Origin of the sequence: Bradyrhizobium sp. NAS96.2, assembly GCF_001908235.1 — a bacterium.
Lineage (GTDB): Bacteria > Pseudomonadota > Alphaproteobacteria > Rhizobiales > Xanthobacteraceae > Bradyrhizobium.
The window spans coordinates 1-13,126 of record NZ_LGHK01000228.1 but is presented as its reverse complement, the minus strand read 5'-3'; the positions used below and the strand labels follow the sequence as shown (position 1 = coordinate 13,126).

Genomic DNA, 13,126 nt, shown 5'->3' with positions numbered 1-13,126 from the left:
CCGTCGCCTCGGCGCCGTCGGCGACTGAGCTTGCGGCGCGTTCGAGCTGGCGGATCATCGCGCCGAGCTCGAGTTCCAGCAGTTCGAGGATTTCCTTGGCCGAGTCTTTGGCCGAATCCTGGGCCGAATCAGTCTCGGTCGGGACGTCGGGCGCAGCGGTCGCGGCTGGAACCTGCGACGCGACGGCCGTCACGGCCGTCTCCGGCACTTGCTTTCGAAACAAACCGAATGCCATGGGAGCTCTTGGAAGTTGCGGCGAGACGGGGCCATCCTCGCATCCGGGCATGAAGTCATGGTTAACAAGTGCCTCATATTCCGGGTTGCGGTAGTATTCCCGGGCCGAAGGGCCCCGCCGATCCTTTGAATTTTGACCGCCAGGGGCCTATAAGGCCGCGTTTTCCATCCCTGTTCAGACCCTAAGCTCCGAAGAGACGTCGCATGGCCGGCCATTCCCAATTCAAGAACATCATGCACCGCAAGGGCCGGCAGGATGCCCAGAAGTCGAAGCTTTTCGGCAAGCTGGCCCGCGAAATCACCGTGGCGGCCAAGCTCGGCACCCCGGACCCGGCGATGAACCCGCGCCTGCGCGCCGCCGTGGTCGCCGCCCGCGCCGAGAACATGCCCAAGGACAATATCGACCGCGCCATCAAGAAGGCCGCCGGCAATGAGGGCGAGAACTATGACGAGATCCGCTACGAGGGCTATGGCCCCGGCGGCGTCGCCGTCATCGTCGAGGCGCTGACCGACAACCGCAATCGCGCCGCCTCGGACATCCGCTCCTTCTTCACGAAATCAGGTGGCAATCTCGGCGAAACCGGCTCGGTCGCCTTCATGTTCGATCGCACCGGCATCATCGAATACGACGCCAAGGTCGCCTCCGACGACGCCATGCTGGATGCCGCGATCGAGGCCGGCGCCGACGACGTCGTCTCCAGCGAATCCGGTCACGAGGTCTACGCCTCGCAGGATACCTTCCGCGAAGTGGCGAAGGCGCTGGAAGCGAAGTTCGGCGAGCCGCGCAAGGCGGCGCTGACCTGGAAGCCGCAGAACACCGTCGCAGTCGATGACGAGACCGGCGAAAAGCTGTTGAAGCTCATGGACCTGCTCAACGAGCACGACGATGTGCAGAACGTGTTCGCCAATTTCGAGGTGTCCGACGCGCTGATCGCGAAGATGGGCGGGTAAGAGCCTCGTCATCGCCTGACACGCTACTGTCATCGCCCGCGACGGCGGGCGATCCAGTATTCCAGAGACCTGCGTTTGATCGAGAAGCCGCGGCGTACTGGATCCCCCGCTTTCGCGGGGGATGACGAGCACGGTTGGATGACGAGCACGGTGCGATGACGCGCGGAGCAGGGGATGAGCTTCCGTTTGTGTTTCGTTCTCCCGGCGCAGGCGGTATCACTACCCCATGACAGTCCAGCCGATTCGCTCTCCCGTCCGCATCATCGGTATCGATCCGGGTCTCCGCCGCACCGGCTGGGGCGTGATCGAGACTGAAGGCAACCGTCTGGTCTATATCGGGTGTGGCTCGGTCGAACCTCCGGACGATCTGCCGCTGGCGAGCCGGCTGCTCGCGATCCATGAGGGTCTTGCCGCTGTGCTCGGCGACTTCAGGCCGGCGGAAGCCGCGGTCGAGCAGACTTTCGTCAACAAGGACGGCGTCGCCACGCTGAAGCTCGGCCAGGCCCGCGGCGTCGCCATGCTGGCGCCCGCAATGTTCGGTATCTCGGTCGCCGAATACGCGCCGAACCAGGTCAAGAAGACCGTGGTCGGCGCCGGCCATGCCGAGAAGAACCAGATCCAGGTGATGCTGAAGATCCTGCTGCCGAAAGCCGAGCCGCCGTCCGCCGATGCCGCCGACGCGCTCGCGATCGCGATCACCCACGCGCATCACCGCCAAAGTGCGGCGCTGCGGCTCAGGGTGGCGAATCTATGAGGATCGCAAGTGAGGAGTGCACGCTGATCGGGCTCCCTCCCCCCTTGTGGGGGAGGGCTGGGGAGAGGGGTGCCGCTTGCTCGGCTGCGCGACGCAGTGCGCGAGCAACGCTCGCACCGCGCTCAGTTATCTCGCGCGCTTGGTTGTCAGATCCTCGCCATATCCCAGCGGTCAGCGCCCGGGGCTTACCCCTCTCCCTAACCCTCCCCCGCAAGGGGGGAGGGAACCCTTCCGCCGGTACGTCCCTCACTGAAGCATTCGAACGCAGTGCGAGCACCGAGTGCGAGGTGGCGAGATGATCGGCAAGCTCAAGGGCCTGATCGATTCCTATGGCGAGGACTACGTGATCCTCGACGTCGGCGGTGTCGGCTATCAGGTGCATTGCGCTGGTCGCACGCTGCAGGCGCTGCCGTCGCCGGGCGGCGCTGCGGTGCTCTCGATCGAGACCTATGTCCGCGAGGACGCGATCAAGCTGTTCGGCTTCCGCACCGATCACGAGCGCGAGTGGTTTCGCCTGCTGCAGACCGTGCAAGGCGTCGGCGCCAAGGTCGCGCTCGCGGTGCTCGGTACGCTGCCGCCGACCGATCTCGCCAATGCCATCGCGCTGCGCGACAAGGCGGCGGTGGCGCGCACGCCGGGGGTCGGGCCGAAGGTCGCCGAGCGCATCGTCAGCGAATTGAAGGACAAGGCGCCGGGCTTTGCCGATGTCGATCCCGCGGTGGTGCATCTCTCCGGTGCAATCGACAACAACCGCGCGCCGCGCCCGGTGACGGATGCGATCTCCGCGCTGGTCAATCTCGGCTACGGCCAGCCGCAGGCCGCCGCCGCCATCGCCGCCGCCTCGCGCAGCGCCGGTGAGAGCGCCGAGACCGCGCAGCTGATCCGGCTGGGGCTTAAGGAATTGTCGAAGTGAACACGCCCTCGCGCATCGTCACTCCCGAACGCCGTTCCGACGATGTCGGCGATACCGCGCTGCGTCCGCAGTCGCTGACGGAGTTCGTCGGCCAGGCGCAGGCGCGCAAGAATCTCTCGATCTTCATCGAGGCCGCCAAGAAGCGCGGCGAAGCGCTCGACCATGTGCTGTTCGTCGGTCCGCCCGGCCTCGGCAAGACCACGCTGGCGCAGATCGTCGCGCGCGAGCTCGGCGTCGGCTTCCGTGCCACCTCCGGTCCGGTGATTGCGAAGGCCGGCGACCTCGCGGCGCTGCTGACCAATCTCGAAGAGCGCGACGTGCTGTTCATCGACGAGATCCATCGCCTCAGCCCGGCGGTCGAGGAAGTGCTTTATCCCGCGATGGAAGATTTTCAGCTCGACCTCATCATCGGCGAAGGTCCCGCGGCGCGTTCGGTGAAGATCGAATTGTCGAAATTCACGTTGGTCGGCGCGACGACGCGCGCAGGCCTGCTCACCAATCCGCTGCGCGACCGCTTCGGCATTCCGATCCGGCTCAACTTCTACACGGTGGAAGAGCTGGAGAAGATCGTCACCCGCGGCGCCCGCGTGCTGAACATCGGCATGAGCGCGGATGGCGCCAACGAGATCGCTCGCCGCGCCCGTGGCACGCCGCGTATCGCCGGCCGCCTGCTGCGCCGCGTGCGCGACTTTGCCTCCGCTGCGGACGCCGATTCCGTCGATCGCGGTATCGCCGACCGTGCGCTGAGCGCGCTCGAGGTCGACAGCGCCGGGCTCGATGCGATGGACCGGCGCTATCTCGCCACCATCGCTTTGAACTATGGCGGCGGTCCGGTCGGCGTCGAGACCATGGCGGCGGCGCTGTCGGAGCCGCGCGATGCGATCGAGGACATCATCGAGCCGTATCTGATCCAGTGCGGCTATCTGCAGCGCACGCCGCGTGGAAGACTGCTGACCTCGCATGCCTTCCGCCATCTCGGCCTCGCCGAGCCGAACCGCGATCCCTCGCAGTTCGGCCTGTTCGGCAGCAATGGCGACGAGGATTGAGTCCTCCGCTCTCGAAGACGTGAAAAGGCGTGTAGATGCAGCGCATCGCGCTGCCGGTAACCTTGCGCGCTAACCATTGCGGCATCTCTGCAGACCGTCTGCACGAACGGGGCCCAATTTCGCTCCAATCAAAGGGCTTATGATCGCCTGGAGCGTTTTCAAGCGAAGTGGACACCGGTTCGCGTGAAGAAAACGCGGCCAGACAAAGGACAAGAGCATGATCCAATCGGATCATGCTCTGGGCATCACCGATCACACGTCCATGATTTCACGTCGTCATTTTCTTCGCGGCTTCGGCGGATTGACCGCCGCCTCCGCTTCGACCGCAGCCTACGGCGTCAGCGAGCCGGTCGTCCGGCTTACGCTGACGCGCTACGACCTGTCGCCGCGGCAATGGCCATCGGACTTTCCGCTCAGGATCGCCGCGCTCGCCGACATCCACGCCTGCGATCCCTGGATGTCGCTCGATCGCATCGCCGAGATCGTCGAGCGGACCAACGCGCTCAACCCCGACATCATCGTGCTGCTCGGCGACTATGTCGCGGGGCTGCGCCACGTCACGCGCTTCATTCCGGCGTCCGAATGGGCCGCGGTGCTCAAGGGCCTGAAGGCGCCGCTCGGCGTGCATGCGGTGCTCGGCAATCACGATTACTGGGAAGACAAGACGGTGCAGCGCCTGGGGCAGGGCACGCCGGTCGCGCGCCGCGCGCTGGAGCGCGCGGGCATCCCGGTCTACGAGAACGACGCGGTGCGGCTCGTCAAGGATAACCGCCCGTTCTGGCTCGCCGGCCTCGGCGACCAGCTCGCCTTCATGGCGGCGCGGCGCTATCGCGAGATCAGGCGCATCGGCGTCGACGATCTCAACGGAACGCTCGCGAAGGTGACCGACGATGCGCCGGTGATCCTGCTCGCGCATGAGCCTGATGTTGCGCTCCGCGTGCCCTCGCGCGTCGCGCTGCAGCTGTCCGGCCACACCCATGGCGGTCAGATCCGGCTGCTCGGCTGGTCGCCGGCGGTGCCCGTGAAGCACGGCATGCGGCTTGCCTATGGGCACATCAAGCTGAAATGCGACGTCGTCGTCTCCGGCGGCCTCGGCTGCAGCATCATGCCGTTCCGCCTCGGCGTGCCTCCCGAGATCGTGCAGGTCACGCTCGGCGCCAGGGGACCGGTGGTGTCCTGATCGCGCTTGCGTGATCGAGGAATTTGCGCAACACGATTGTTGTTCCAGAGCATGATCCGGAAAAGTGCGACGCGGTTTTCCGAAAGATCATGCGCAAACAACAAGCTGGAGCGCGATGATGAATCGATCTGAATTCATCGCGCTCTAACGCAATCGAGGGGCCGCAAATTGACCTTACCCCATATCGACGGCGCGATCCGCGATGGCCGGCACCATATGCAGGTGCGCGTCTATTACGAAGACACCGACTTTTCCGGCATCGTCTACCACGCCAATTACCTGCGCTTCATGGAGCGCGGGCGCACCAATCATCTCCGTCTGATGGGCGCTGAACAGAACGCGCTGTTCGAGGAGGCGCAGGAGGAAACCGGCGGCTTCGCCTTCGTCGTGCGCTCGATGACGCTCGACTTCCTCAAGCCCGCGCGGATGGACGACATGCTCGACGTCGTGACCTGGCCGATCGCGGTGAAGGGCGCCTCCATCATGCTCGCGCAGGAGGTCCGGCGCGGCGATGACGTGCTTGTGAAGGCGCAGGTGCGCGTTGCCTTCGTCAGCCAGGGCAGAGCGCAGCCGATTCCGAAGTCCATCCGTGCGCTGATGAAGGCCGATCTGGCCTAGCTATCGGGCGATAGGAAACGCCCCATCGACTCTGTGCGGCGCTGCGCTAGATTTGCGCCGGTAACAACGAGGGATCGCCGATGTCACGCCCGCCGCTGCCACCTTTCACCCGCGAGACCGCCGCGCAGAAGGCGCGCATGGCGGAGGACGCCTGGAATTCGCGTGACCCCGTTCGGGTTGCCGGCGCCTACACCGAGGACAGCCGCTGGCGCAATCGCTCCGAGGTGTTTCAGGGCCGCGAGGCGATCGTGGCCTTCCTGACCCGCAAATGGGAGAAGGAGCAGGAGTATCGCCTGATCAAGGATCTCTGGGCTTTCGACGGCAACCGGATCGCGGTGCGCTTCCAGTACGAATGGCATGACGCCGCCGGCAGCTGGTTTCGCTCCTACGGCAACGAGCAGTGGGAGTTCGATGAGCACGGCCTGATGCGCCGCCGCGAAGCCTCGATCAACGACATCGCAATCTCAGAGAAGGATCGCCGCTTCCACTGGCCGGCTCCGGGCCCGCGTCCCGCCGATGTGCCGGGGTTAGGGCAGGAGCCGTTCTAGCAGTGAAAGCTGGGCCGTCGTGCTTCGAGGCTCGCTCCGCTCGCACCTCAGCATGACGGTGATGGATATTCGCAAGCGGCTCGATTTGCTGCGAGCGCAGCCCCCGTCATCCCCGCGTAACGGCTTCGCCGTTATCGCTGGAGGTGCGAGCGGAGCGAGCCTCGAAGGATGGACGGCGCCCCGCTCGGGGGCGCCGTCACGTTCGAAACGAGAATGTGCCTTACGCCGCCGCTTTGTGCCGCGCGATCTCGGCCTTGTAGAGCTCGAACTCTTCCGCGACCGCCTTCGCGACCGAAGGCCGCGCGCGCAGGCGCTCGTAGTAGGCCTTCAGCGCCGGCCATTTCGAAAGTTCGATCGGCGGCGTCGCCATGGTCCAGTTGATCACCGTGACGAGATAAGCGTCGGCGACGCTGAAATGATCGAGCAGGTAGTCGCGGCCCTTCAGATGATCCTCGACATAGTCGAGCCGCGAGACGTATTTCTCCAGAGCATAGGCCTTGGCCTCCGGCGGCGCCTTCTTGTCGAGCAGCGGCAGGAACAGGCCCTTGTGCAGCTCGGTGCCGATGAAGCACAGCCATTGATGCAGCTTTGAACGCTCGGCGTTCGACGCGGTGCCGAGGCCGGCCCGCGGGAACTGGTCGGCGACGTATTGCAGGATCGCCGCGTTCTCGGTCAGCACCACGCCGTCGTCGGTGCGCAGCGTCGGCACCAGGCCGAGCGGGTTGACCTTGTTGAAGTCGGTGCCGTCGTTGCGCACCTGCTTGGTCTTCGGGTCGACCTCGAGATAGTTGGCCGGCTGGCCCGCTTCATAGAGCGCGACGCGGGTCGCCATCGAGCAGGCGAGCGGCGAGAAATAAAGGTCCATGGGTGCCTCCAGTGTCTGGCGCGGGTGTCCGGCCGTTGTTGATTTTTGTACTGTCTTGGATAATAATAGTCGCGTCAAGGAATTTAATGCGAAATGGTACAAAAAAGTAAGAGGCCGCCATCTGCTGCCAGAATCGCAGCGCCCGTCGCGCCGAAGCGGCGTGGGCGGCCGCGCGCCTATGAGCCGGACGTCGCGCTCGGCAAGGCGCTCGATCTGTTCCGGCGCGACGGCTTTGCCGCGACCTCGCTCGATGATTTGAGTGCGGCGACCGGCATGAACCGGCCGAGCCTCTATGGCGCGTTCGGCGACAAGCGCGAGCTCTACATCAAGAGCTACCAGCGCTATCGCGACGACGCGCGCGCCGCGATGGTCGACATCTTCCGTGCCGATGCGCCGCTGCGCGAGCGGCTGGAGCGCATCTATCGCATCGCGCTCGACATCTATCTCTCCGGCGAGTCCGGCCCGCGCGGCTGTTTCACCGTGATGACGGCTGCGTCCGAGGCGGTGTCCGATCCTGACATCCGCAACATGGTGGTGGAGGGCCTGACCGAGCTCGACAAGGCGTTCGGCATCTGCTTCCGCCATGCCAAGGAGCGGGGAGAGCTGCCAGAGGGCGCCGATCCGGCGTCGCTGGCGCATCTTGCCTCCGCTACCATCCACACCATCGCGATCCGTGCCCGCGCCCGCGTGCCGCGCCGGGAACTCGAGGCGATCGTCAATGGCGCCATCGACCTGATGTGCCGGGCCAAATAGAAGCGGCGAAATTCTTTAGCAGCAAATGTCGGGTGCTGGTTTTCCTACCCGTCTTCCGTAAGGTCTCCCCACTCAAGGAAGCGGAATCTCATGGGAAAAGTCAGGACTTCAGCATTCTCGGTCTCGATCGACGGATTTGGCGCAGCACCGCGTCAGAGCCTCGAAAATCCATTCGGCGAAGGCGGCATGGTGTTGCCCGGCTGGTTCCTCCAGACGCGAACGTTCCGCCAGACCTTCGGCCAGGACGGCGGCAGCACCGGCCTCGATGACGAGATCGCGCGCAAGTCGATGGAAAATATCGGCGCCTGGATCCTCGGGCGCAACATGTTCGGCCCGATCCGCGGGCCGTGGCCGGATCATGCCTGGAAGGGTTGGTGGGGCGACAACCCGCCGTATCACACGCCGACCTATGTGCTGACCCATCACGCCCGGCCGGACATCGAAATGGAAGGCGGCACCACGTTCCACTTCGTGACCGATGGCATTCACGCCGCGCTCGAGCGCGCGCGTGCCGTTGCGGGGGATAAGGACATCCGGGTCGGCGGCGGCGTGTCGCTGGTGCGCCAATTCCTGCAGGCGCGGCTGCTCGACGAGGTGCAGCTGGCGCTATCGCCGGTGCTGCTCGGCGCCGGCGAGAATCTGTTCGCCGGCATCGATCTGCCCGCGCTCGGTTACGCCGTTGTCTCACACGTCGCGAGCCCGAACGCCACGCACGTCACCTTCGCGCGCAAGCCGTAGATCGCGCACGCTCGCGCCAGCGGCCAAAAACGGCCGTTGACGCGGGCGCTGCTCAGGCGTATTTAACCCAAAGGTTATTTAACCGATGAGCTAAGTACATGCCGCTCGACCCCCTCAGTTCGACCTTCGCGGCGCTGGCCGATCCGACCCGGCGCGCGATCCTGGCACGGCTCGCGCTCGGCGAGACCTCGGTGATGGAGCTGGCAAAGCCGTTCGACATGAGCCTGCCGGCGATCTCCAAGCACCTGAAGGTGCTCGAGCATGCAGGGCTGATCTCGCGCGGGCGCGAGGCGCAGTGGCGGCCGTGCCGGATCGCGCCGGCCTCGTTCAAGGAGGTCGATGGCTGGCTCGGGAATTTCCGCCGCTTCTGGGACGAGAGCTTCAACCGCCTCGACGGTCTGCTCGAGGAGATGAAGGCGGAGGAGGCCGCAAAGGCCCCGCCGCGCAGTAACCGTAAAGTCAGAGTGCAGAAGGAGAAGCAACGTGGACGCACGCGTGGATAAGACGCTGAAGATCACCACCCCATCGGATTTCGAATTCGCGATGACGCGCCAGTTCGACGCGCCGCGGCGCTTCGTGTTCGATGCGATGACCAAGCCGGAATACCTGGTGCGCTGGCTTGGCTGCGAGCAGCTCACGATGCCGGTGTGCGAAGTCGACCTGCGGGTCGGTGGCGCCTATCGGTTCGTGTTCCGGTCGTCCGAGGGCATCGAGCATGAACTCACCGGCACCTATCGCGAAGTGGTGCGTCCGGAGCGGCTGGCATTCGGCGAGACGTTCTCGATGCCGGGCTTCACCAGCGAGGAATATCTCGTCATCTCGACCTTCGTCGAGGAAGGCGGCACGACGACGCTGACCACCACGATCCGCCATCCGACCAAGGAGGCGCGTGACGGCCACCTCAACTCCGGCATCGATAAGGGCGTCGCGCCCGCCTACGAGCGGCTCGCCGAGGTGGTTGCCGAGATGGGCTGAGGCGCCCGTTATCTCTCATCCGTCATTGCGAGCGAAGCGAAGCAATCCATCTGTCCGTCCGCGTTTGCGGTGGCATGGATTGCTTCGTCGCTTCGCTCCTCGCAATGACGCTCGCATGTGATTCCAGCAGTCGCCGATTTCGTAGCCCGGATGGAGCGAAGCGCAATCCGGGAGCAGTTTGTCCGCTGCAAAGACCCCGGATTTCGCTTCGCTGCATCCGGGCTACGCGCTGGCCTCAATACCCCCGCTTGCGATCGACCACGTTCTCCAGCTCGCCGCCTTGCTCGAAGCGCGCGATCTGCGCCGCAACGTATTTCGAGATCTCGTCGGCGTCGGTGTCGGCGGCGTTGTGCGGCGTCAGTACCACTCTCGGATGGCTCCAGAACGGGCTCGCCTCCGGCAGCGGCTCGGTCTCGAACACGTCGAGCGAGGCGGCGCCCAGCGTGCCGTCCTCGAGCGCGCGCAGAATGTCGGCCTCGTTCTGCAAGCCGCCGCGGCCGGCATTGATGATGACGGGCGCGCCGAGCGGGCTATCACGGTTCAGCTTGGCGAATGCATCGCGGTTCAGCACATGCCGCGTATCCGGCGTCAGCGGCAGCAGGCAGACCAGGATGTTGGTCGCGCGCAGGAATGCGTCGAGCCCCTCAGTGCCGTGATAGCAACGGATGCCGTCGATCCGCTTCTCGCTGCGGCTCCAGCCGACGACGCGGAAGCCGAGCGCGCGAAGCGCTTGCGCCGAGGCCGCGCCAAGGGTGCCGAGGCCCATCACGCCGACGGTGATCGCGCTCGCCGCCCATTGATAATCCGGCGCCCAGCGCTTCGCCCGCTGCGACTCACGCAGATAGAGCTCCTGGCGGTGATGCATCAGCACATGCAGCACGACATATTCGGTCATGCGGTCGGTGAGATCGGAGACCGAGACCCGCACCAGCGGCACGTCGGGCAGCGAGCGGTCGGCCAGCAGCGCGTCGACGCCGGCGCCAAGGTTGAAGATGACGCGCAGGTTCTTGAATGAAGCGAGCTCGCCCGGCTTCGGCTTCCACACCGCGGCGTAATGCACCTCGGTGGGATCGAGTGCGCCGTCCGGCAGCAGCACCACAGGGCGGTCCGGGCAAACCGTGTCGAACCGCGCCTTCCAGCGCGCCGACGACCAGTTTTCCGAGCCGCCATTGATCAGCAGCGCCAGTGCGCCCTTACCCATCCGGATACCTCCAATTTCAATGTGACATATATCACAGAGCGGGACCGGCCCGCTCCCTAGTCTCCTGCCATCATCAGGGGAGAACTTCCATGCGCAAGCTGATCCTGATCGCGGCTTTCATCGCAGCCACTGCCGCCACGGCGCAGGCAGGCCAGAGCCGTGGCCTCGTGCTCGCAAACGCCGATACACCCGCTCTGGCGCAACCGGCCGTTGCTCCTGGTCAGGCCGAGGCCCAGCCGGCGCCGTCGCAGGCCCAGCCGGCCGAGGCCCCGCGGCCGCAGGCGTCGCGTCCGGTGAAGCGGAGTCAGACCAGCCGCCGGGAGAGCGACGAAGCCAGGGCGCGCCGCATCGCCGCCCGCTACGGTGTCTACTGGTGATCGCAGCATCCTCGTCGCGGTGATCGCGATCGCCGCGACCGGAGGCTCACCGCAAGCTTCGGCCAAATCCATCGCTGGCATCCGGAACCGAAATTTCTTTCGCTCCGCCTGTCGGCAGCGGGCATAATCGTTCGTTCTTGCAATGAACGGAGATGCCTTTTCGATGCTGTACGCCATCCTCTGCTATCATGACGAAGACATGGTCGGTTCCTGGAGCAAGGAGCACGACGCCTCGGTCATGCAGAAATTGTCCGTCGTGCAGGACAAGCTCGCCAAGCAGGGCAAGCTCGGCCCGGTGGCGCGGCTGTTGCCGACCACGGCCGCGACCACGCTGCGCAAGGAAAACCCGCCGCTGGTGCTGGACGGCCCGTTCGCCGAGACCAAGGAGCAGCTGCTCGGCTTCTATCTGGTCGAGGGCAAGAACCTCGACGAGGTGCTCGACATCGCGCGCGACCTCGGCGAGGCCAATCCCGGCGGCACCTATGAGATCCGCCCGGTCGGCTACTTCACTCCGGGGAGCGCCAAGACGTGAGCGTGACCGACACCGCCTGGATCGATGCCGCGCTGACGTCGGCGCGTCCCCAGGCGGTTGGCGCATTGTTGCGCTACTTCCGCAATCTCGATACCGCCGAGGAAGCCTTCCAGAACGCCTGCCTGCGGGCGCTGAAGAGCTGGCCGCAGAACGGCCCGCCGCGCGACCCGGCGTCGTGGCTGATCATGGTCGGCCGCAATGTCGCGATCGACGACATCAGGCGCAGCAAGAAGCAGGAGGCGCTGCCCGACGACGACCGGGCGATCTCCGACCTCGACGACGCCGAGGACGAGATCGCCGAGCGGCTCGACGGCTCGCATTACCGCGACGACATCCTGCGGCTGCTGTTCATCTGCTGTCACAAGGACCTGCCGCCGACCCAGCAGATCGCGCTGGCGCTGCGCATCGTCTCCGGCCTCACGGTGAAGCAGATCGCGCGCGCCTTCCTGGTGTCGGAAGCCGCGATGGAGCAGCGCATCACGCGGGCCAAGGCGCGCGTCGCCGACGCCAATGTGCCGTTCGAGACGCCGGGCGCGGTCGAGCGCAGCGAGCGGCTCGCCTCGGTTGCGGCGATGATCTATCTGATCTTCAACGAGGGCTATTCGGCGAGCGGCGACACCGCCGAGATCCGCTCGCCGCTGTGCGAGGAGGCGATCCGCCTCGCCCGTCTGCTGCTGCGGCTGTTCCAGAGCGAGCCGGAGATCATGGGGCTGACCGCGCTGCTGTTGTTGCAGCACGCCCGCGCCGAGGCACGTTTCGATGCCGACGGCCAGGTGATCCTGCTCGACGACCAGGACCGTAGCCTGTGGAACCAGAAGCTGATCGCCGAGGGCGCAGCGCTGATCGACAAGGCGATGCGTCACCGCCGTAGCGGGCCCTATCAGGTGCAGGCCGCGATCGCCGCGCTGCACGCCCGCGCGGAAAAGCCCGAGGATACCGACTGGACCCAGATCGACTTGCTCTACGGCGCGCTCGAGGTCATGCAGCCGTCGCCGGTGATCACGCTCAACCGCGCGGTTGCGGTCTCCAAGGTGAAGGGGCCGGAAGCCGCGCTCGAGATGATCGAGCCGCTGGCGCCGCGGCTTTCGAATTACTTCCATTATTTCGGCGTGCGCGGCGCCTTTCTGATGCAGCTCGGCCGCAACGAGGAGGCGCGAATCGCCTTCGACCGCGCCATCGCGCTCGCCAACACCACGGCTGAGGCCGCCCACATCCGCATGCACATCGACCGCCTGATGCGCGACAGCCAGCCGCGCAATGTGAAGGCGAAGTAGCTGCGCACAGCTTCTGTCTTTCAAGCCCAGGCTGAGAGACTTCCCGCGCTGTCCGACCGGGTTGATGCCTGACATATTGGACCGGGCTGATGGCTGACAATATCCGGTCATCGTGGTGCTGTCTGCGCCGTTTGCTGTGCGACGCGGAGCCGCGCACGCGGCGGAGC

At 65.5% G+C, this 13,126-nt stretch carries 16 protein-coding genes and 1 pseudogene; 14 read left to right on the top strand and 3 right to left on the bottom strand.

Going from position 1 to position 13,126, the window contains the following annotated elements; all coding sequences use genetic code 11:
- Positions 1-235, bottom strand: a pseudogene (locus AC628_RS36185) (methyl-accepting chemotaxis protein); the annotation flags it as partial.
- Between the two features lie 203 nt (positions 236-438).
- Here AC628_RS36185 and AC628_RS36180 point away from each other — a divergent pair.
- From AC628_RS36180 to AC628_RS36150, 7 genes are all read left to right on the top strand, one after another.
- Positions 439-1,185, top strand: coding sequence for a YebC/PmpR family DNA-binding transcriptional regulator (locus tag AC628_RS36180; protein ID WP_029077590.1), 747 nt, complete (start codon positions 439-441; stop codon positions 1,183-1,185).
- Positions 1,186-1,411: 226 nt separating this feature from the next.
- A complete protein-coding gene (gene ruvC, locus AC628_RS36175) occupies positions 1,412-1,939 on the top strand; it encodes a crossover junction endodeoxyribonuclease RuvC (protein WP_074131462.1) in 528 nt (175 codons plus the stop codon).
- Positions 1,940-2,234: 295 nt separating this feature from the next.
- A complete protein-coding gene (gene ruvA, locus AC628_RS36170) occupies positions 2,235-2,852 on the top strand; it encodes a Holliday junction branch migration protein RuvA (RefSeq protein ID WP_074131461.1) in 618 nt (205 codons plus the stop codon).
- A complete protein-coding gene (gene ruvB, locus AC628_RS36165; RefSeq protein WP_074131460.1) occupies positions 2,849-3,898 on the top strand; it encodes a Holliday junction branch migration DNA helicase RuvB in 1,050 nt (349 codons plus the stop codon). The genes ruvA and ruvB overlap by 4 nt, the downstream gene beginning before the upstream one ends.
- Before the next feature lie 262 nt (positions 3,899-4,160).
- A complete protein-coding gene (locus AC628_RS36160) occupies positions 4,161-5,078 on the top strand; it encodes a metallophosphoesterase (RefSeq protein ID WP_074131463.1) in 918 nt (305 codons plus the stop codon).
- Between the two features lie 168 nt (positions 5,079-5,246).
- A complete protein-coding gene (ybgC, locus tag AC628_RS36155) occupies positions 5,247-5,696 on the top strand; it encodes a tol-pal system-associated acyl-CoA thioesterase (RefSeq protein WP_021076499.1) in 450 nt (149 codons plus the stop codon).
- An 80-nt stretch (positions 5,697-5,776) separates the two neighbouring features.
- Positions 5,777-6,244, top strand: coding sequence for a nuclear transport factor 2 family protein (locus AC628_RS36150; protein WP_074131459.1), 468 nt, complete (start codon positions 5,777-5,779; stop codon positions 6,242-6,244).
- 220 nt (positions 6,245-6,464) lie between these two features.
- Here AC628_RS36150 and AC628_RS36145 read toward each other — a convergent pair whose 3' ends face one another.
- Positions 6,465-7,109, bottom strand: a complete 645-nt coding sequence (locus AC628_RS36145; protein ID WP_074131458.1) for a glutathione binding-like protein — start codon at positions 7,107-7,109, stop codon at positions 6,465-6,467.
- A 93-nt stretch (positions 7,110-7,202) separates the two neighbouring features.
- Here AC628_RS36145 and AC628_RS36140 point away from each other — a divergent pair, with 93 nt between their 5' ends.
- The 4 genes from AC628_RS36140 to AC628_RS36125 all read left to right on the top strand — a co-directional run bounded on the left by AC628_RS36140 (position 7,203) and on the right by AC628_RS36125 (position 9,575).
- On the top strand, positions 7,203-7,862 hold the full coding sequence (locus AC628_RS36140; protein WP_074131457.1) for a TetR/AcrR family transcriptional regulator: 660 nt from the start codon (positions 7,203-7,205) through the stop codon (positions 7,860-7,862).
- 90 nt (positions 7,863-7,952) lie between these two features.
- On the top strand, positions 7,953-8,600 hold the full coding sequence (locus AC628_RS36135) for a dihydrofolate reductase family protein (protein ID WP_074131456.1): 648 nt from the start codon (positions 7,953-7,955) through the stop codon (positions 8,598-8,600).
- 98 nt (positions 8,601-8,698) lie between these two features.
- Positions 8,699-9,103, top strand: a complete 405-nt coding sequence (locus tag AC628_RS36130; RefSeq protein WP_074131455.1) for an ArsR/SmtB family transcription factor — start codon at positions 8,699-8,701, stop codon at positions 9,101-9,103.
- Positions 9,084-9,575: an SRPBCC domain-containing protein gene (locus AC628_RS36125; protein WP_143201994.1), complete on the top strand. Its 492-nt coding sequence runs from the start codon at positions 9,084-9,086 to the stop codon at positions 9,573-9,575. Before AC628_RS36130 ends, AC628_RS36125 begins: the two co-directional genes overlap by 20 nt.
- 235 nt (positions 9,576-9,810) lie before the next feature.
- Here the strand turns inward: AC628_RS36125 and AC628_RS36120 are convergent, their stop codons facing one another.
- Positions 9,811-10,776: a 2-hydroxyacid dehydrogenase gene (locus tag AC628_RS36120; RefSeq protein ID WP_074131453.1), complete on the bottom strand. Its 966-nt coding sequence runs from the start codon at positions 10,774-10,776 to the stop codon at positions 9,811-9,813.
- Between the two features lie 89 nt (positions 10,777-10,865).
- On the opposite strand from AC628_RS36120, the gene AC628_RS36115 reads away from it, so the two are divergent.
- The 3 genes from AC628_RS36115 (at position 10,866) to AC628_RS36105 (ending at position 12,959) form a co-directional block, all read left to right on the top strand.
- Positions 10,866-11,153, top strand: a complete 288-nt coding sequence (locus tag AC628_RS36115; RefSeq protein ID WP_074131452.1) for a hypothetical protein — start codon at positions 10,866-10,868, stop codon at positions 11,151-11,153.
- A 163-nt stretch (positions 11,154-11,316) separates the two neighbouring features.
- Positions 11,317-11,685: a YciI family protein gene (locus AC628_RS36110; RefSeq protein WP_050419610.1), complete on the top strand. Its 369-nt coding sequence runs from the start codon at positions 11,317-11,319 to the stop codon at positions 11,683-11,685.
- Entirely contained in the window at positions 11,682-12,959 is a 1,278-nt protein-coding gene (locus AC628_RS36105) for an RNA polymerase sigma factor (protein ID WP_074131451.1), read from the top strand. The genes AC628_RS36110 and AC628_RS36105 overlap by 4 nt, the downstream gene beginning before the upstream one ends.
- The last annotated feature ends 167 nt before the right edge of the window (positions 12,960-13,126 follow it).